This window comes from Williamsia sp. Y844 (assembly GCF_056786475.1).
Genome location: NZ_JBXCJB010000002.1, coordinates 411853 through 430123, shown reverse-complemented (window position 1 = coordinate 430123; position 18271 = coordinate 411853). Strand labels below are relative to the sequence as shown.

General features: G+C 62.0%; 14 protein-coding genes. 8 read left to right on the top strand and 6 right to left on the bottom strand.

Annotated features, from left to right (window positions below; all coding sequences use genetic code 11):
* Nucleotides 1–86 precede the first annotated feature (86 nt).
* The gene (locus AC1TQG_RS14300) at nucleotides 87–3326 is read right to left on the bottom strand and encodes an ATP-binding protein (protein ID WP_482137908.1); all 3240 of its coding nucleotides are present in this window, start codon (nucleotides 3324–3326) and stop codon (nucleotides 87–89) included.
* Nucleotides 3327–3891: 565 nt separating this feature from the next.
* Between AC1TQG_RS14300 and AC1TQG_RS14295 the strand changes: the two genes are divergently transcribed.
* Complete coding sequence (locus tag AC1TQG_RS14295; RefSeq protein ID WP_482137907.1) at nucleotides 3892–5358, top strand: lipocalin-like domain-containing protein; 1467 nt, start codon at nucleotides 3892–3894, stop codon at nucleotides 5356–5358.
* A gap of 134 nt (nucleotides 5359–5492) precedes the next feature.
* Here AC1TQG_RS14295 and AC1TQG_RS14290 read toward each other — a convergent pair whose 3' ends face one another.
* The 4 genes from AC1TQG_RS14290 to AC1TQG_RS14275 all read right to left on the bottom strand — a co-directional run bounded on the left by AC1TQG_RS14290 (nucleotide 5493) and on the right by AC1TQG_RS14275 (nucleotide 9131).
* Nucleotides 5493–6209 carry an NADPH-dependent F420 reductase gene (locus AC1TQG_RS14290; RefSeq protein WP_482137905.1) on the bottom strand — a complete coding sequence of 239 codons (717 nt, stop codon included), beginning with the start codon at nucleotides 6207–6209 and terminating at the stop codon, nucleotides 5493–5495.
* A gap of 25 nt (nucleotides 6210–6234) precedes the next feature.
* A complete protein-coding gene (locus AC1TQG_RS14285) occupies nucleotides 6235–7563 on the bottom strand; it encodes an NtaA/DmoA family FMN-dependent monooxygenase (RefSeq protein ID WP_482137903.1) in 1329 nt (442 codons plus the stop codon).
* Between the two features lie 110 nt (nucleotides 7564–7673).
* Nucleotides 7674–8261, bottom strand: coding sequence for a TetR/AcrR family transcriptional regulator (locus AC1TQG_RS14280; protein WP_482137901.1), 588 nt, complete (start codon nucleotides 8259–8261; stop codon nucleotides 7674–7676).
* An 84-nt stretch (nucleotides 8262–8345) separates the two neighbouring features.
* Entirely contained in the window at nucleotides 8346–9131 is a 786-nt protein-coding gene (locus AC1TQG_RS14275; RefSeq protein WP_482137900.1) for a thioesterase family protein, read from the bottom strand.
* 170 nt (nucleotides 9132–9301) lie between these two features.
* On the opposite strand from AC1TQG_RS14275, the gene AC1TQG_RS14270 reads away from it, so the two are divergent.
* From AC1TQG_RS14270 to AC1TQG_RS14240, 7 genes are all read left to right on the top strand, one after another.
* A complete protein-coding gene (locus AC1TQG_RS14270; RefSeq protein WP_482137898.1) occupies nucleotides 9302–10318 on the top strand; it encodes an AraC family transcriptional regulator in 1017 nt (338 codons plus the stop codon).
* 144 nt (nucleotides 10319–10462) lie between these two features.
* Nucleotides 10463–12010: a flavin-containing monooxygenase gene (locus AC1TQG_RS14265; protein ID WP_482137896.1), complete on the top strand. Its 1548-nt coding sequence runs from the start codon at nucleotides 10463–10465 to the stop codon at nucleotides 12008–12010.
* Nucleotides 12007–12969, top strand: a complete 963-nt coding sequence (locus AC1TQG_RS14260) for an alpha/beta fold hydrolase (protein ID WP_482137894.1) — start codon at nucleotides 12007–12009, stop codon at nucleotides 12967–12969. Before AC1TQG_RS14265 ends, AC1TQG_RS14260 begins: the two co-directional genes overlap by 4 nt.
* Nucleotides 12960–13877 carry a metal-dependent hydrolase gene (locus AC1TQG_RS14255; protein ID WP_482137893.1) on the top strand — a complete coding sequence of 306 codons (918 nt, stop codon included), beginning with the start codon at nucleotides 12960–12962 and terminating at the stop codon, nucleotides 13875–13877. The genes AC1TQG_RS14260 and AC1TQG_RS14255 overlap by 10 nt, the downstream gene beginning before the upstream one ends.
* A complete protein-coding gene (locus AC1TQG_RS14250) occupies nucleotides 13874–14992 on the top strand; it encodes a PDR/VanB family oxidoreductase (RefSeq protein WP_482137891.1) in 1119 nt (372 codons plus the stop codon). The genes AC1TQG_RS14255 and AC1TQG_RS14250 overlap by 4 nt, the downstream gene beginning before the upstream one ends.
* A gap of 12 nt (nucleotides 14993–15004) precedes the next feature.
* Nucleotides 15005–16150 carry a zinc-binding dehydrogenase gene (locus AC1TQG_RS14245; RefSeq protein WP_482137889.1) on the top strand — a complete coding sequence of 382 codons (1146 nt, stop codon included), beginning with the start codon at nucleotides 15005–15007 and terminating at the stop codon, nucleotides 16148–16150.
* Nucleotides 16151–16380: 230 nt separating this feature from the next.
* Nucleotides 16381–17349 (top strand): LLM class F420-dependent oxidoreductase, encoded by a 969-nt coding sequence (locus AC1TQG_RS14240; protein WP_482137887.1) that lies wholly within the window; start codon nucleotides 16381–16383, stop codon nucleotides 17347–17349.
* Between the two features lie 138 nt (nucleotides 17350–17487).
* Here the strand turns inward: AC1TQG_RS14240 and AC1TQG_RS14235 are convergent, their stop codons facing one another.
* Complete coding sequence (locus AC1TQG_RS14235) at nucleotides 17488–18243, bottom strand: enoyl-CoA hydratase/isomerase family protein (protein ID WP_482137885.1); 756 nt, start codon at nucleotides 18241–18243, stop codon at nucleotides 17488–17490.
* Nucleotides 18244–18271 lie beyond the last annotated feature (28 nt).

The following is an 18271-nucleotide window of genomic DNA, read 5'->3' as shown; positions in this document are numbered from 1 at the left end:
GGCCTGGATCTCCGCACACCGGGTTCAGTACAGCTACAAAGTGCGTATTTTTTGCAATTGCCTTGCGGCATTGCCATCGAGCACCGTCATGGTTGACCGGAGAGTAGAGCGTCGATCCGGCGAACGACCGCTGTGGCGCCGATCTGAGCTGCCTGCGCGCGAACCCGCGCCACCTGCTTCTGATCGAGAGCACCTTGGGCGGCATCGATTCGTAGTCCGAGATAGTTCGATTCGGCTTCCCATCCACCGAATCCACGGTCAGCATGGGCTTGTTGTGCATCAGTGACGTGGTAACCGGCCCGAGGGAGATCACCGAAACCCAGGGCCAGGTGCGCTAGATGGTGGTGCACCACGCCATAGAGGCTGGCCCATGTCAGGACCGTGCAGTCGGCATGATCTACGAGACGCAGATATAGCTGTTCACACAGCTCCGCCGCGGACAGGTCGGCTGCTGCCCTGGCGATGAGGGTCACGGTGGACAGCCACATGGGGTCGACCGGAATGCCGGCGATACGCTCTGGGGTGTACCACTCCAGGAGTTCGGCTGCGCCGTCGCGCTCACCGATGTCGAGGAGGGCAACGGCCAACGCCGGCCGCAACGTGTGGTTCGTATCGAAATGAGCACGCATCAGGGCGGATTGGTCCACCACTTCCTGCAGACTCCCGCGGAGTGTCCCCAGGGCCGTCAACGCCGGAAGCAGCCGGCCGTAATAGCCGGTATCAACCGGTGACGGCGGAATCGCGCGAATCTGGATCAGTTGCTCCTGCGCCTGGCCCAGACGACCGGCAGCCAGATCCACACCGAGTCGGCCATACTTGACCAGCCAATCCAGTTCGGGATCGCCATCGATGTGCGCGTCGGTGATCGTATCGAGAGCAGATCGAGCCCCGATCAGATCGCCCTCTTCGAGCCGGGCCCGCGACAGCCACACCACGGTGGTCACATCAGGCAACGCGCCGGCATGTGAATCGACCAAGCTGTTCAACTCGCGCAGAGCTGCGGTGGTCATGTTGTGGCTGTGTGGAATCCGCAATCCGATGAGAGCGGCAACGCATACGTTGGCGAGCAGCGGACCATCTCCGAGCCGGCGGGCGATGCCGGCCGCCTGCTCGAGCATTCTGTCGCGGTCAGATCGGCTGTCGTCCCACGCATGCTCGATAACCAGCTGGGACAACAGAGTTGCGAAGTCGGCAGAGGAATCTTGGCCGGTCTGGGTCATATCCGTGCAGATCGCATCGATGACGTCCACGCGTTCGTTGTCGACCTCGTAGCGTTGCACGAATTCGATCCCCCGTCGCCCACTGGCCAGCACTGCATCGACCTGGAGCGCACGATCACCCAGGCGGCGGGCCATCGCCACCGCTGCCAACGCAGCCGCGCGGGCGCCTGGATCACGGAGCGCGCGGCGGGCACGTCCGATCCCGATCAGCATCCGACAATGGCGGTCACTGTCCTCACCGTCCGGGACTTGTTCCGCGGCATAGGTGTAGTGCGCCAGCGCATCCTCATAGGCACCGAGGGCGAAAGCCTGGTCTCCGGCCTGCCGCGCGAACACAGCTGCGCGATGTCGGTCAGTGGTCAGTCCGCGGCTCAGATGGTAGGAAACACGCGCGTAGTCTTCAGGCTCGGTGTGAATCCCCCGTTGAGCCAACGCATGTCCAACGCGCGAATGCAGCGTTGCGCGCTTTCCCGGCGAGATGTCCGAGTACACCACTTCCTGAACCAATGGGTGCCGCAGCGCGACAGTGTCATCAATGGTGCCGGACAAGTACATTCCCCGACTACTGGCCAGCGCACGTTGCCTGGACTCGACGAGGGTCGCCAGGCGTGTGTGAAGGAGTTCGTCGAGTGCTTCAGAGAACTCAGCATCATCGACAATGGTGTCAGCGGCCAGGCGCAAGACTGAACGAGAAGCCGACATGCCGATCACCACGCACAACCGCAGCACATCTTGTGCGGCAGAACCCAGACTATGTTCGGCGCGACGCACGAACTCGACCACCGACGTCGGTAGCGTTGAGCTGTTGTTTGCCGGACCGGCGGCAAACAGCGAAGTCACGAACAAAGGGTGCCCATTCGTACGCGCGTGCAATTCCGCCGGGTCCAAGTTTGATCCCAGTGTCGAGGCCAACTCCCGAACGTCGTCGACGGTGAACTCGCTCAATGCGATCCGGTGCACCCCACCTAACCGGGTAGCGGTATTGAGCGTCGTATTGAGATCCGGATCATCCAAAGCATGCGTGCGGGCGGTGAGTACAAAACACACGGGCCGAGTCGAACACGCCTGCAGCAGATAGCGAAGGAGCGAATGCGTTGCACTCGACGCCCAATGCAGATCATCGACGAAAAGGACAGTTGGAACTGATCGTGTCGGAGCAGTGAGCCACTGGTGGACTGCAGTCACCATCTGTGACCGATCATCGCCGGCAGATTCCACTGGAGCGAGATCATCGAATCTGCGTGCCACATGCGGAATCAACCGCAAAATGTCAGAGCCATTCTCACTCAACCACCGCCGCGCCTGCGCAACTCCCATCGCGTCGAGTTCGCGGCCGGCAGCCTCCACGAACGGCTCGAATGCGATGATCGCGTCCTCGCTGCACCGACCGAAGAGAACGTCGTAGTGCAGGGCTTGTGCGCGATCGATCGCTTCGGAAATGAGGGTGGTCTTGCCCAGTCCGGCATCACCGGTGACAACTACGCACTGGCCCACACCACCGGCGGCCTTCTCCCACGCGGAGGCGATGATGTCGAGTTCGCGGTCGAGGCTCACCAGGACTTTGGAGCAGCCCCCACTGTCAGGACCGTCGAATGACTCTCCAGGCGCAGTTGTGACAGAAGCAGTCTCGGTCCTCAATGCTTCAAGAAACAGTTGTTCAGTCTCCGGAGAGGGATCGACGCCCAGTTCACGCGACAGGGTATCCCGACACCGTGCCGCCACATCCAGGGCTTGTCCTCGATCACCGAGACGGAGGTAGCCGCGCATCGCGAGCCGGTACGCGCGCTCTCGTAGCGGATCAAGATTGATCAACAACTCCGCACACGACACGGAGCGATCCAATGCATCGAGTTCGTACGAGCTCTGGCCGTCGATATCCAAAGCCTGCAGACGAAGTTGCTCACACTCGGTTCTGACCGCATCCGCCCAGTCCCCCGTGACACCACGCAGCACCGGGCCGGCAAGGAGCCGATGTGCAGCCTGCGCGAGGTCTGCCCGCACCCAGTTGGTCTCATCGTCGCTGTGGCACACGGTCCGGATTGACTCCAGATCAACTCGGACCGATTCCGGAAGTACAAACTGGATATGACCACGACGCGATCGCATACAGTCGCCTGGCACATTCGCCGCTTCCAGAGTTGCACGCACCTTCGAAATCACTGTGCGTACCGTGGAGTTCCACGACTGTGGCCTGATATTCGGCCACAGGATCGACCCGATTTCGTCGAGCGGAATGTCACGTTGCCTGTTGACCGTCAAGTACGCGAGTGTCTCGGAACAGCGCGGACCTCCGATAATTTGGGGATCAACCACGCGGTCATCACATCGAACTGAGATCTCTCCGATCAGTTGAATGGTCACACGGTCCGACGCGGGCATAAGTACTATGTTTGCATAAGAAAACCAAATCGGAGCAAAAGACGGCCGCTTGAAAAGCGTGGAAACTTCTGCGGTGCAAGTTTTTTGCATATCCGCGCAATCAGCGATCCAACAATCTGCCTGCGATCACTTCGACGGTTTTCCGAACAGCTAAGACCTGCTCAGGCCGAGAACCCTCCTGAGGCGCATAGACCGCGGACAGACCCGTTGTTGCTATTTCTATGCAGTCGTTCCATAACGTCGGTCGCGAAAACGCCGATGTTCGGTACTTCAGGAGTTGAGGGAGCATTTCATGTCAGTTCGCACGCTAATGCGCGGCGCGTCCGCGCTCGGCGTCGTCGCGGCACTCACGGCGGCGCTGACCGCGTGCGGAGGCGCGGAAGAAGTTGCCGCGCCGAATGATTCGGGAGCAGTCACCGCATCGAACGTTTCGGGCGCAGTCCCCGCGCCGAGCGTTCCCGTCCCGGCCAACCCGATATGGACCGGCACGACCAAACCCGACCCGGTACCCGAGGAGAACGCCGTCCTCAGCGTGCCCAAGGACATGTACCGCCACGAAAGTGCCCCCACCGAATGGTGGTGGCACATCGGCACGCTCCGCGCCGGCGACCGGACGTTCGGCTTCGAGATCAACGCCGCATCCTTTACCGGTCAGCACTTCGCGATGACTCAGGTCTCCCTCAGCGACGTCAAGAACGAGCGCCACTACCAGCGCACGCAGGTGTATGGGCCGACCCCCTTCGGCGCCTTCGACGTCGCGACCTGGGCAGAGGGCGATCCGAAAAAGGACTGGTACGCGAAGCTCGGTGATCCCGGCTGGGCGGTCGGCGGTTTCAGCGTGCCGGACGCGGGATCCGGATACAAGAAGGCCCCCGACGTGAAGATCGAGGGCGACGGATCCGGTGCCTCGGGCATCGCCATCCTCGATGCCGACGGCGGCGTCGGCCAGGTCGCCCTGCTGCAGCCGGGCACCGGCTACACGACCACGCCTACCGTGACTCTCACCGGCGGCGACGGCCAGGGTGCCACCGCGGTCGCCGTCCGCAACCACGTATCGATGACTGCACCTCAGGCAGACCCGAGCAAGAACATCGCTGTGCAGGCGCTACTCGTCGACGATAAGACTCTCGACGAGGTCGAATTCGATCTCACCTTCTCTCAGCAGGGGCGTCCGTTCTACGTCTGGGGCACAGGGATTGAGCCCAGTGCCACGACACAGGACATAACCAAGGACAACTACTACCTCTCGTACACCAGGCTCGCGGCATCGGGCACGATCACCGTCGACGGCGAGGAGTTCGCGGTCGAGGGCACCACCTGGATGGACCACGAGTACGGCAATTTCGGCGGCAACACGTCCGACACCCGCGTTCGCTGGCTACTGCAAGACATGCAACTCGACAATGGCTACACGATCTCGAACGCAGGCATCATCGCCGAGGGCTACAAACCGCAGATCGACGTCTCGGTAGATGCCTACGCGACCCTGCAGGATGCGGACGGCAACCTCTATTACGTGGCGAGCAAGGTGACGCCGGTCGGCGAGCTGTGGACAAGCCCGGACAGCGGGAACGGCTACGCCCAGCAGTTCCGCGTCGAGATCCCCTCCTTCGATGCAGACATCACCGTCACGACGCGACTCCAAGACCAGGAGTTCGCCGTGGGCAGCGCACCCGTCTACGAGGGCACTGCCGACCCGGTGGGCACGTTCCAGGGCAAGCCGGTCTCAGGTGACGCGTGGATCGAGCAGGCGTTCTGACACCAACGAGGCCGATTGCTCGGCTAATTCGGAGTAGCGCACATAACGCTGTCCGTGCTGCTGCGCTGTACGCAAGGTGAGACCTTTGTTACTGGCGGCGACGGTGCGTATTCCGCCGGTGCCTCCTACGTCTTTCAAAATAGGCGGTTGGCGACATCCACGGGTGTGGCGGCGTCGAGTGCCGCACGGAGCTTCCCCTTCGATACCGGCGCGGCCGGAGCGGTCATGAACTCTTCGACCGGCACAGTCGGATCGGCAAGGTAGACCTGTGTGTAACCGGCCGCTTCCGGCTCAAAACGCCACGTCTGCGAAACGGATCCCACATCGAGGGTGTCAAAACCCAGGCGGTCGATCAGACCCGCAGCGAGGGCGACCGCATCAGAATCAGCTCCGGCAATAGGAAGAGCGCTGCGGTCCGAAGCACCGGACGGACGCGCCAGCTGCGGAATGTGGTGCGCAAGAATGTTGTTGAACGCCTTCACCAAAAGAGCATCAGGCAGATGCTGCTGGTTCCACTGATATTGGTTGACCGTTCCCGAGTCGAGGTCGGCAATGCGGCCGTCCCGAGACGGATAGTAGTTTCCGGTGTCGAGTACCGTCTTCCCGCTCAACAACCCCTTGGGCAGCGCACTGTAGGCGTGGGCCGGGATACTGAGCAACACGACCTCCCCCGCGTCCGCGGCTTCCTCGATGGTGCCCGCTGCAGCGTGGGGTCCCAGTTCCTCAACCAAACCTGTAAGGCTCTCGGGCCCTCGCGAATTGGCGATCACAACGTTGATATCGGCGGCGACTGCCAACCGTGCGACTGCAGTGCCGATGTTTCCGCTACCGATGATTCCCAGTGTTGTCATGACGTGTTCTCTATTCTCTTGGAGGTCAGTGTGATACGCGCGCATCGCGCCCGTAGCGTGGTGCGGCCTTGAGGTTGTCCCGCAAGGTCGGACCGTCGTAGTCGAAGTGAAAGATCCCACGTTCCTGCAGGATCGGCACAACCCGATCAACAAACGCGTTCACGCCGTCGTGAAGACCGTCCACGGCGATCGAGAAGCCATCGCACGCACCGGCTTCAAACCATTCCTGCATGTGATCGGCGATATCCTCGGGCGTTCCGGCGACAACAGGGTGATAGTCGATCACGCCGTGCGCTATGACATCTCGCAGCGACCAGCCTTCTCGGACCACCTCGAGCGCCCGTTCCGATCGCGGATCGCCAGGGTTGGCCACGGCGGCGGCGAGCATGGCACCGGAGACCGGGCGATCAATATCGTCGTAGCTCAACCGAAGTCCCAACATTGCTCCCAAGTACCCGACACGCTGTTCGAGATCGATCGACTCATCCAGACGACGACGCCGCGCAAGTGCATGCTCCTTCGAATCGGCGACGGTCGGCATGAACCCGGCAAACATCTTCACATCGTCCGCCTCACGGCCGGCCGCGACCGCGGACGCACGCAGCGCTTGCCGTTGCGCACGCCCACTCTCGATGGTGTAAGGGTTGGCGTACACACCGTCCGCGTACATGCCGGCCAACTCGATCCCCTCCCGGCCGCCACCGGCCTGAAAGATCACCGGCTGCCCCTGCTCGGACGGCGGAATGGCCAGCGGGCCCCGCGCAGCCACGTACTTGCCCCGCAGGTTCACTGGACTCACCTTGTCGGGGTCGGCGTAAACACCGCCTTCGACATCACCGATGAACGCGTCCTTCTGCCAACTGCCCCACAAAGACTCGACGATCTGAATCACCTCGTGGGCCCGCTCGTACTTCTGTTGCCGCGGAGGAATAGCGGCACCGAAGTTGGCCGCCGCCTGGGGACTCGAGGTGGTGACCGCATTCCAACCCACGCGGCCGCGACTGATCACGTCGAGCGCCTTATATTGCCTGGCGAGGTTGAACGGTTCTGTGAACGTCGTCGAGCTCGTCGCCACCAATCCGATCCGTGAAGTCTCCCGTGCTATCGCCGTCATCACCACAATCGGATCGAGCACGTAGTTCAAAGGTTGCCGCGCAAGATCGATGTCCAAGGCCGGCGTATCGGCGAAAAACAGCAACTGAATCTTGCCGTTCTCTGCGCTTCGCGCGAAGCGGACGTAGGCGTCCATGTCGGTGTGGCTGTCCAAGTTCACATCTGGCAACCGCCAGGCCCCCGGTTCGCTGCCGTATCCGCCCACCAACTGCATGGCCAGCAGCATCTGCGGCTTATCCATCGTTCGACCTCGCTATCCGGAGAGGCTCTCCGCTGCGCTCGACGTTACGGATAGGTTCTCCGTTTAGCAAGCTCAGGTCGAATCACACCTCGCCTACGCGCTTACTGCCGCTAGTCTGCAGATCGGGCCCAGCCCGATCGCATCAGCGCCCGCAACGCCTCCGACGACGTCTCGTCCGCCATGGCGGCACCACTGACCCATGACATCGCGAGCACTGCGAGGAACAACTCGCGACCCCGCACCCCGCCGCGCGCCGCCCCATCACGTTGGGCCGCGTCGAGGAAGTGCTCAGTGGTGGTGACAAACCCTTCACAGGTGAGCGCCAACGGCGACGTCTCTTGAGTCAGCGCCTCGCGCAACGGATTCGGCAGGCCCTCGAACGCGGAGGACCACTGGGCTACCGCGTCGAGCCATTTTTGAAGAGCTGTGGCGGAATCCGATTCATCAGCCTCGATAGCGTCCCGACGAGCCGCCAACTCCTCGTCACGACTGCGAAGCAACTCAGCAAGCAACGCATCCCGAGATGGAAAGTGTCGATACAGGGTGCCCGCACCGACACCGGCGCGCTTGGCGATCTCGTTGATCGAGCCCGAGATCCCCTCCTCCGAGAACACCTCCTCCGCGACCGCCAGGATATGGGCGCGATTCCTCTCACCGTCGGCGCGCGGACGCCGTGGCACAGTCTTCACTTCAGCCATACCCGGCCTCCCTCCTTCGACGCTGAGAAGTTCCCGGCGTCGACCCCCAGCTTAAGCGGAGAAACTCTCCGGAGGCACCGGGCGTCAGGCGTAGAGCGCGACCGTTTGCGTCGCGGTCAGGACGAGGGCTTTGTCCGCGTCATAGACCGCCATCGTCTGGTACGAATAGCCGTTCGCTGCATAGTCACTCGATGATCTGATGAGGAACCATCCCGACGGGTCGGCGACGGTGTCGCTACAAAAATGCAGGGTCCAGGTCATGGTGCTGATGGGCGCCCACTCGACGAACGAGGTGGTGACCGCGGGAGCGAGGCAGTCTGCAAGCGCCACCACCGCAACATGAGGATCGACCCCGGTCGCGTCCAGATGGCGGGCCCAGGCAACAAACTCGGGCCGATCGACCCTCGACAGGGGTGTGGTTCCTCCGGCGCGCCGGATGTCAAAGTTTTCGACAAACGCCGGCCGCAGCGACGAAGCCTCGGCGAACGGCGGGCACTCATCGGGTCCGGGAACATCGGGCCGAGTGATGGACGAGTGATCGACAATGCTCGAACGTGGACGTGCGAACACCAACGTGGCCAGTGATGCAACCTCAGATTGGCTTGTACATTCCACCGCGATGCTTGTGGTCGAACGACCTTGTCGCACCATGTGAGTGGCCACTTGGACCGTGTCGACAGCCGGCGCGGTGAACGCGAACTGTGCCGATCGCAGCGGGGGAAGGTCCGGGCCGTGAGCCTGTCGGGCCGCCTCGACAGCCAAGGCTGCGGTGAGGCCTCCGAACGCCGTGCGGCCCTGGGTCCACGACTCGGGGACAACAAAATTTGTCCCCTCATCGAACGGATTGATGACCTCGGCCAACGTCGGCATGAATGTTCCTCCTGATGAATATCTGTGGTGCGAACGAAGATCTCGAGGGCTCGATCAGCGTCGCCGAGACATGATCGTTGTAGCACGAGCGTGCAACACCGTTCAGCGACAGTTGGGTACCACCGAGACCGAACTTGTCTTTGTACGACACTGCCCCCACACTGTGATTCGTGGCCGTCTTGACGCGAGTTTCGCTGATCTCCCGGGCAGATGAGCTCATCACCGAACTCGGCGGGGATGCCGACAGCCTTCTCCGGTCGCGGGGCATCGATCCGCTCGCGGTCGGCGACTTCGACCGGTATGTCCGCTACGAAGACGCCGCCGCGGTACTTGGCCACGCAGCTCGCGAATTCGACTGTCTCGACTTCGGATTGCGCCTCGGTGGCATGCAGAGCATCGCATCGCTGGGACCGCTGAGCGTCATCTTGCGCAATGCCGAGACAGTGGGCGAAGCGATCACGAACTTCTGCCGCTTCGTCGGAAACCTTGCGCCGGCCGACACCGCGCGGCTGACCACGTCGCCGGGATCGGCGATCTACTCGTACTCGACGATCCTCCACAACGACTTCGACCGGCGCCAGATGGTGGAAAAGAACCAGGCACTGGCCATGAACGCCATCAACGTCATGATCGGCGACAGAGTGGGGCCGATAAAGGTCACGTTCCAGCATGAGCGGCTCGCACCACTGGAGTCCTACTTCGATGTGTTTGGTTGCCCGGCCGAGTTCGGGCAGAGCCAGAACACCATCCACCTGTCGCCGGCGCATCTCACCCGTGCCATCGAGGATCGCGACGAAGCCGCACTCACACTTGCCCAGGAATACCTGGCCCGGGTCCATTCCGGCGTAGCACTGGCCGAGCATGTCCGCGACGTCACGCGGCGTTTACTCCTGGTCGGCGAGGCCGGCCTCAACCAGGTGGCCCGAGCGGTGTCGCTGCACGAGCGCACGCTGCAACGCGAACTTGCAACCGAAGACACCACCTTCGAAAAAATTCTCGACGAGGTTCGACGGGCGAGCGCCTGGGAGCTCGCCGCAACCGGCTTGCAGGCCTCACAGATCGCCTCGGCCCTGGGCTATGCCGAGCAGAGCAGCTTCACCCGTGCCTGCCGCCGCTGGTACGGCGAGTCGCCGCGAGCCCTGCTCAAACGCCGACGCGGCAGTCGCCCGGAGGATCCGATCCTCTAGGTTGGCGCGCCGCACTGACGCCTCCGTCGAACGAGCCACTGTCGTCAAATGGCAAATCAATGTCGCCTGAAGACAAGTTTAAACGCCACCCTCTTGCGACGCTTGTAGGCAACGTCACACAGAAGCTCAACTACGGGAGTTGACATGCCTACAGCCCCTGCGCCTGATTCAGGCGTCGCATTCGATCACGTCGACGTCCTCGTCGTCGGCGCCGGTCTGGCCGGGATCGGGATGGGATACAACCTCAAGCAGTCACAGCCCGGCCGAACCTTCGCTATTGTCGATGCGCGCGAATCGATCGGCGGCACGTGGGATCTGTTCCGCTACCCCGGGATTCGCTCTGATTCCGATCTGCAGGCATATGGATTCGGCTTCAAGCCGTGGCGCCGCGACAACTCGATCGCCGACGCCAACGAGATCCTCGACTACCTCCAGGAAACGGTCAGCGAAAACGATCTACAACGCCACATCCATCTCGGCTTCATGGTTGTCCAGGCGGACTTCTCGACACCCGAACAGCGTTGGGTGGTCACACTCGAGCGTGTCATCGACGGAGTCCGCCTCGACGTGACCGCGTCGATGTTGTTCTCGGCCGCCGGCTATTACGACGCCGATGAGGGTTTCACACCGGAGTTCGTGGGCCGTGAAGACTTCGAGGGTCAGATCATCCACCCGCAGCATTGGCCCGAGGACCTGGATTACTCGGGCAAGAAAGTCGTGGTCATCGGAAGTGGCGCCACCGCGGTCACACTTTTGCCGTCGATCGCAGAGAACGCCGAGCACGTCACAATGCTGCAGCGGTCCCCGTCGTACGTGATCCCCATCCCGCGCAAGGATCCGATCGCGAACACACTCCGACGGATCCTCCCCGAGAAAACTGCCTACTCGATCTCCCGCGAGATCAGCATTCGCAAAGGAAATCTCGTCTACAAGGGCAGCCGGAAATTCCCACGGCAGGCTCGGGCACTCGTCCGTAAGATCACGGCTGCCGCGCTCCCCGAGGGCTTCGACGTCGATACCCACTTCCATCCCGAATACGACCCGTGGGACCAGCGCATGTGCATGGTCCCCGACGGCGACCTGTTCAAAGCAATCGCGAAGGGCCGCGCTGCGGTGGTCACCGACAAGATCGTGCGGTTCACCGAATCCGGGATCGAACTCGAATCAGGTACGCGGCTCGACGCCGACATCATCGTCACCGCTACGGGGTTGAAGATGGTGCCCTTCGGAAAGATCGCATTCGCGGTCGACGGCCGGCCCATCGACCTACCCGACCACGTGATCTACAAGACCGTAATGGTTAGCGATCTCCCGAACTTCGCGTTCACCGTCGGGTACGTCAACCATTCGTGGACTCTCAAGGCAGACCTCGTCGCACAGTGGTTCTGCCGACTTCTCGACCACATGAGCGAGTACGGCTACTCCAGCGTCGTACCCGTCGTCTCCGACAGCTCGATGCAGGTCAAGCGGTTCATCGAATTCGACGCGGGCTACATCAATCGGGCGATGCACCTGTTCCCCAAGCAGGGCGCCCACGGACCGTGGCGGGCTCCCCAGGACTTCAACCGCGACCGGATCGTCCTCGGTAAGGACCCGATCGACGACCCCGAGCTTCGCTTCACGTCGGCCGCTTCACCTGCCGCCGGTTTCGCGGACGCCGCCATCGAACAATTGAAAGAAGCCATTCAGTGACCAACGCACCGACCACGCATGGGGCCCCCGCACTCATCGCCAACAATGCCACTCGGCCAGGTGAGCCAACGCGATTCGCCGACGCCACCGACGGCGTCAAGCTCGCGATCTACGAGTACGGCAAGAGCGATAGGCCCACGGCACTATTCGTCCATGGATTCCCCGACGACCACTCGGTCTGGGAACCGGCAATCGCTTTGGCGGCCGGCGACTTCCACGTCGTCACATACGACGTGCGCGGTACCGGAGCATCAGGCCAACCCGCCAAGCGGGACGGGTATGCGATGTCCCAACTGCGCGACGATCTCGCGACCGTCATCTCCCTGACGAGCCCCGACGCACCTGTCCATCTGATCGCCCACGACTGGGGATCGATCCAAAGCTGGTCCGCTGCAACTGATCCAGCTTTCGCCGAAAGACTCATGTCATTCACGTCCATCTCCGGGCCGAGCCTGGACATGGCCGGCGCCTGGTTGCGCCGTGGGCACCGTCATCCACGCGATTTCCTCCGTCAACTCGCCGACTCCTGGTACATCTTCGCGTTCCAACTGCCGTTCCTCCCCGAATTGCTGGTACGGCGCGGTGTCGTCGAGAAGTTGATCTCCCGATCCGAGAACATCGGCGTGCCGACCGACCGTCAGGTCCCGTCCGGACGCCGGTCCCGGCGCGACGCGATCAACGGAATCGAGTTGTACCGCGCCAATTTTCGCCACCTGCTCACACCACGACCCGCTCGAGCGGTGTGTCCGGTGCAGGTTCTCGCCCCGACCGACGACGCGCATGTCACCGTGCCCCTCGGACTCGAAGCACCAAAACCGTTCGTGGACAGCCTGCGTGTACGCGAAATCCCGGGCAACCACTGGGTAGTGGAGCAGAACCCCACCCTGATCACAGCCCTCGTCACTGAGTTCATCAGCACCGGCGTGAAGCATCAGAACGGAGATTCGAGATGGCCATGACACCGCAGCGCCACAGCGATCCCAGCAAGGTCGCACTGCACGCCCGCAACGTGAAATTCGATTGGGCCGGTTTGCCATTCGAGTGGATTCCGGGTGAGCGCTTCTCCTCGCACTACATCAACGTCCTTCATCTCTTACTCCCCGAGGGTGAGCGCTGGTTCGTGAAGGTGTTCAGCGAGATTCTGCCGATGATTCAGGACGACCAGCTACACGAGGACATCGTCGGGTTCATCGGCCAGGAAGGCGTCCACGCCGCCTCCCATCAGGGAGTGCAGGACTATTTCAACGCCAACGGTCTCGATGTCAGGCCGTACGTCGCGGAAATCGAGGACATGTTCCGCAAGGTGCTCGGGGATCGTGACCTCGAGGGCCAGGCCAGGGAAGAATGGCTGATCGAGCGTGCCGCATTGGTCGCCGGGGTCGAGCATCTCACTGCAGTACTGGGCAATTGGAGCCTCAACTCCCCCAAGCTCGATGCACTCAAATCGAACGAGACGATGCTGGACTTGCTCCGATGGCATGGGGCCGAGGAGGTCGAACATCGCACCGTCGCGTACGACGTCTACAAGCACATCGACGGCCGGTACTGGCGCCGGGTCCGCACCTATGCGGTGGGCGGAATCCTGCTGTTCTCTCTGTGGTGGCGCGGCGTCAAGTTCATGACGGCGAACGATCCCACGATCCCGGCCTCCGCCAAGCGACCCCGGGCCGGCATCGTCAAACTGATATGGGCCGAGGTCCGTCACATCGTTCCCGGAGTGGGTACCTTCGCGAAGGCATCCTGGAAGTACTTCCTGCCGACCTATCATCCGTCCCATGAGGGCTCGACATCGCAGGCCGTCGCCTATCTGGCGAAGTCGCCCGCGGCCATGCGTGCAGATGCTCTTGCGGACGCCCAGACATCATGAGAGCAATTGCACACCAACCGAATCGAGCCGGAAGGGGCGATCAGCCCGTTCACTACACGCCGGGAACCGATATCCCGGACGCGTTCGTCTTCCGATTCTTCGAGACGGTGACCGGGAAATGGTGGACCAAAGCCGCCCAGCGTTCGGCCCGTGGCCGTTCGCCGGTGGCCACCGTCGATCGTGAACTACATGTTCGAATTGCGCGCGTCAGCGAAGAGGCCAACGACGTCCGGACGCTGTGGTTCACCCGCACCGACGAACAACCGTTCCCAGCCTGGGATCCCGGCGCCCATGTCGACATCGTCCTACCCACCGGCCGGACGCGCCAGTACAGCCTCAACAGCGACCCCGACGATCTACGCACCTATCGCATCTCGGTCCGCCGCATTGACGAAACCCGCGGTGGTGGTGGAGGTTCGGCGGAGGTACACAGCCTTGAGGTCGGGCAGGAATTGACGTTGACGGGTCCGCGTAACGCGTTCCCGTTCATCAACTCTCCCCGCGGGTATGTCTTCGTCGCCGGCGGTATCGGGATCACGCCCATTCTGCCGATGCTGCGCGATGTGGCTCGTCGAGGCGACCAGTACGTCCTCATCTACACCGGCCGAAACCGAGCGTCGATGCCCTTTCTCGACGAGATCAGCCAGATCGTGGGCGACCACGACATCCACATCTGGCCCGACGACGAGTACGGCACACCCGACGCCGGCAAGATCATCGACCTCGCACCAACCGGTGCCGCGCTCTACACATGTGGGCCGGCACCAATGATCGACGCAATTCGCGCACAGATTCCGGACCCGCAGATCGACACACTGCATTACGAACGTTTCAGCCCACCACCAATTCTCGGCGGAGAGGCGTTCACGATCCGCCTCGCGAACACGGGCGTGGAGGTACAGGTCAAGTCCGACGAGTCCGCTCTGACGGCGATTCGGCGGACCAAGCCAGGACAGGCCTACTCCTGCCAACAAGGTTTCTGCGGAACGTGCAAGGTGCGGTTACTGGACGGCCAGGTGGAGCACCGAGACAATGTTCTGACCGACTACGAACGCGGCGACCACATGATCCTGTGCGTCTCTCGCGCCCAGGGCTCAATTTCCATCGATGCATAGGAGATAGACGCGATGAAGGCCGTTGTCTGCACGGAGGGCGAGCTCAGCGTTCGCGAGGTAAAGACACCCGAGCCAGGTCCGGGCCAAATCCTGATCAAAGTACTGCGGACCGGGATCTGCGGATCGGATCTGCACGCCACCAAGGACGCCTCCGAGTTGAATGCGTTGATGCTCGAATCGGGTTACACGACAGCGATCCTTCCGGACCAGGAAGTCATTCTCGGACATGAGTTCCTCGGCGAGGTGGTGTCGTACGGCCCGAAGACCCGGGGCCGTTGGGCTGCGGGTACGACGGTCACGGCACTGCCCATCTTGCACACCGAGGTCGGAATGCATCTGACGGGCTTCGACATTCACGCAGCGGGTGGCTATGCCGAATACACCCTCGTGGAGGAAGCGCTGACATTCCCCGTTCCCGACGGCGTCTCGCCCGACAAGGCCGCGTTCACCGAGCCGCTCACCGTCGCACGGCATGCGGTCCGTCGATCGGGAATCAGCAAGAAACGCCCCGCCGTCGTCATCGGCTGCGGTCCCATCGGCCTGGCGGTGATCCTGATGCTCAAGGCCGCAGGCGTCACGACGGTGATCGCCTCCGATCTCTCATCCGGCCGGCGGAAGCTCGCCACCCAGTGCGGTGCCGATGTGGTCGTCGACCCCAAGGTCCAAACGCCCTGGGATACCCTCACACTCAAGGATCCGGTGAACTCGACGCCGGAACTCCTCGCTTTCGCACTCAAGATGACCAAAGCCGTGCGCCGGATCCCATTCGCCTCAGTGGAGAAGATCTTCTTCGGCGCCGATCGACTCGGTCAATCCCCCAGCGGCCCAGTGGTGTTCGAATGTGCCGGCGTCCCCGGAATCATCGATCACATAGTCGCCAACGCACCGCTCCGGTCACTGGTGACAGTGGTCGGAATGTGCACCGAAGTCGACAAATTCCGCCCAGCTGTTGCCCTCAGCAAAGAGATCGATCTGCGCTTCGTCTTCGGTTACGACCCAGCAGAATTCAGCCAAACGCTGGGCATGATCGCCTCCGGCAAGGTCGACCCGTCGCCCCTGCACACGGCGACCGTTGGCCTCGACGGCGTCGCCCAGGCATTCAACGACCTCGGCGATCCCGAGCGCCACGCGAAAATCCTCATCGATCCGTCCCGGTGAGAGTGCAGCGCCCGGAGTAGATGGATTCACCGGGTTCGAGTAGTCGAGCACCGCACGAGGACGTTGTGGGTTGCCTTGATCCGATCAGCGTGTTGCGGCGGAAGCCCCTCGGAATCCTCACCAATTCACTTGCGCTGCTTAGCGACAGGTAGTTGCCCGCGCGCGGGAACACGACTAACGTTATTGGTAAATATGTATATCGGTACGTAAATACGAACAACGGAGAGCGTGTGCAGATCGGCTTTGCAGTCCCCAATGGTCCTGCTACTGCTAGTTATGCCGACCTCGGAAAATTTGTCACCGAGGGCGAAAGGATGGGATTCGACTACGCGACATTCAGCGACCACATCGTCATTCCAGACGTTGTAGAAGCGGAATACCCGTACAGCGCCAGCGGGGCCTTCCCCGAGCGCGCTCGAAACGGGCATCACGAACAATTGATCGAGATGGCCTACGCTGCGGGTTTGACCACCACTTTGCGACTGGCGACCTCGGTGATGGTCGTCCCATATCGACCGGTGGTGCCGACCGCGAAAATGTTGGCCACTTTAGACGTATTGTCGAACGGTCGCCTGATCCTAGGCGTCGGATCAGGGTGGATGAAGGAAGAGTTCGATTGTCTCCAAGTCCCTTTCAAGCCTCGGGGCCAGTTGACCGACGAGTATCTGGACGCATTCATCGAACTCTGGACGGCTGAACGTCCGAGCTACAAAGGTGATTTCGTAAGTATCGACGGGATCACAGTGAATCCCCAACCGATACAGAATCCGCATCCGCCGATCTGGGTGGGCGGGATGAGCGCACCGGCGCTACGCCGCGCAGCACGTGTCGGTGACGCGTGGTATCCGGTGATTGATGACCCCAAGCGTCCGCTCGACAGTCTCGATCGCTGCCGGGCAACCATCACCAAACTCGGTGATATGGCTGAAGCCGCCGGTAGGCAACGAGAGATGGTGAACCTGGCACTGCGGGTCACGGGCACGGGCGACAAAGTGCCCGCAGTCGCGCAAGACGGGGGTCGCCGTCTCTTTTCGGGAAGCGCCGCCGCTATCGCCGATGACCTCGCGGAACTATCCGACATCGGGGTGAGAGGGGCCGACTTCCGCTTCGACGAGGAAGCTGACCTTTCCAGCCCCAACGAAGTCCTCGACTCGATGGCTCGCTTTCAGCAGGACATTCTGTCTCGCTTGCGTGGTTAGCAGAGTCAGGGTCGACGCGGCCACGCGTTGACCGGCCATCAATGATGCTCTGACTCCCACAACAGAAACGGGCCTTCCCCAGTGTCTGCGGTCTATGACCGCAGTTCACTCGAGGAAGGCCCGAGTTGCGCTGTATGACTACAAACGGGGTTTCCAGAGCCCCCGGGTTGCCTCCAACGCGAGTTGGCCGGCGGCTGTAGGCGAGAGCTCACACATCGTGTTGAACAATCGCTTTGTCTCGGTCATGGCGTCGGGGGCAACGTCCGCCCATCGATAGGCCACCGCAAGTGCGGTCTCCAAAGTTCGCGCCGGTTCGACGATCTGGTTCACGAGTCCGTAGTTCTCTGCTTCCTTTGCGCTCAGCAGTCGTCCCGTGGTGAGAAGATCGAACGCGAGCTTGCGTCCGAGAACGGTGACCGCACTCGGCATCACCAAGCTGGGTACCACCGAATGCTGCAATTCAGGGAAACCAAGCCGAAGGTCAGTTGCCGCAACGACCATGTCGCAGGCCAAAGCAAGCCAGGCTCCGCCTCCCACTGCCGATCCGTTTACCGCGGCAACAGTGGGTGTAGGGCCACGTTGCAACTGCGCGGCAACGTCGGACATGAGTTTCGATCGCAGCATCACCGCATCGCGATCGGCTGCGTGCCCAGCGAACTCCTTCACATCGCCGCCAGCACAGAATGTCGACCCCTCGGCGGTCAGGACCACCGCGCGGACCGCCGGGTCGTCGCCGGCATCAGTCAGAGCTACATGGAGCACCTCGAGTAGTGCCGTCGTCAACGCATTGCGCTGGCGGGGGCGGTTGAGCCTCATGATTCGAACGACGCCGACAGCAGCGGCACGATCTTCGATGACCAGGCTGTCGGGGGAAGTAGGCGATGACGGTTTCACAACGTTCCTTCAGTCCGTCCGACGCCTG

What these genes read in the sequence shown, in the direction of transcription:
- AC1TQG_RS14255 (WP_482137893.1), top strand. Translation starts at nt 12,960, where the DNA reads ATGGCCATGACACCGCAGCGCCACAGCGATCCCAGCAAGGTCGCACTG.
- AC1TQG_RS14300 (WP_482137908.1), bottom strand. Translation starts at nt 3,326, where the DNA reads ATGCGATCGCGTCGTGGTCATATCCAGTTTGTACTTCCGGAATCGGTC.
- AC1TQG_RS14275 (WP_482137900.1), bottom strand. Translation starts at nt 9,131, where the DNA reads ATGCCGACGTTGGCCGAGGTCATCAATCCGTTCGATGAGGGGACAAAT.
- AC1TQG_RS14265 (WP_482137896.1), top strand. Translation starts at nt 10,463, where the DNA reads ATGCCTACAGCCCCTGCGCCTGATTCAGGCGTCGCATTCGATCACGTC.
- AC1TQG_RS14250 (WP_482137891.1), top strand. Translation starts at nt 13,874, where the DNA reads ATGAGAGCAATTGCACACCAACCGAATCGAGCCGGAAGGGGCGATCAG.
- AC1TQG_RS14290 (WP_482137905.1), bottom strand. Translation starts at nt 6,209, where the DNA reads ATGACAACACTGGGAATCATCGGTAGCGGAAACATCGGCACTGCAGTC.
- AC1TQG_RS14295 (WP_482137907.1), top strand. Translation starts at nt 3,892, where the DNA reads ATGTCAGTTCGCACGCTAATGCGCGGCGCGTCCGCGCTCGGCGTCGTC.
- AC1TQG_RS14245 (WP_482137889.1), top strand. Translation starts at nt 15,005, where the DNA reads ATGAAGGCCGTTGTCTGCACGGAGGGCGAGCTCAGCGTTCGCGAGGTA.
- AC1TQG_RS14280 (WP_482137901.1), bottom strand. Translation starts at nt 8,261, where the DNA reads ATGGCTGAAGTGAAGACTGTGCCACGGCGTCCGCGCGCCGACGGTGAG.
- AC1TQG_RS14285 (WP_482137903.1), bottom strand. Translation starts at nt 7,563, where the DNA reads ATGGATAAGCCGCAGATGCTGCTGGCCATGCAGTTGGTGGGCGGATAC.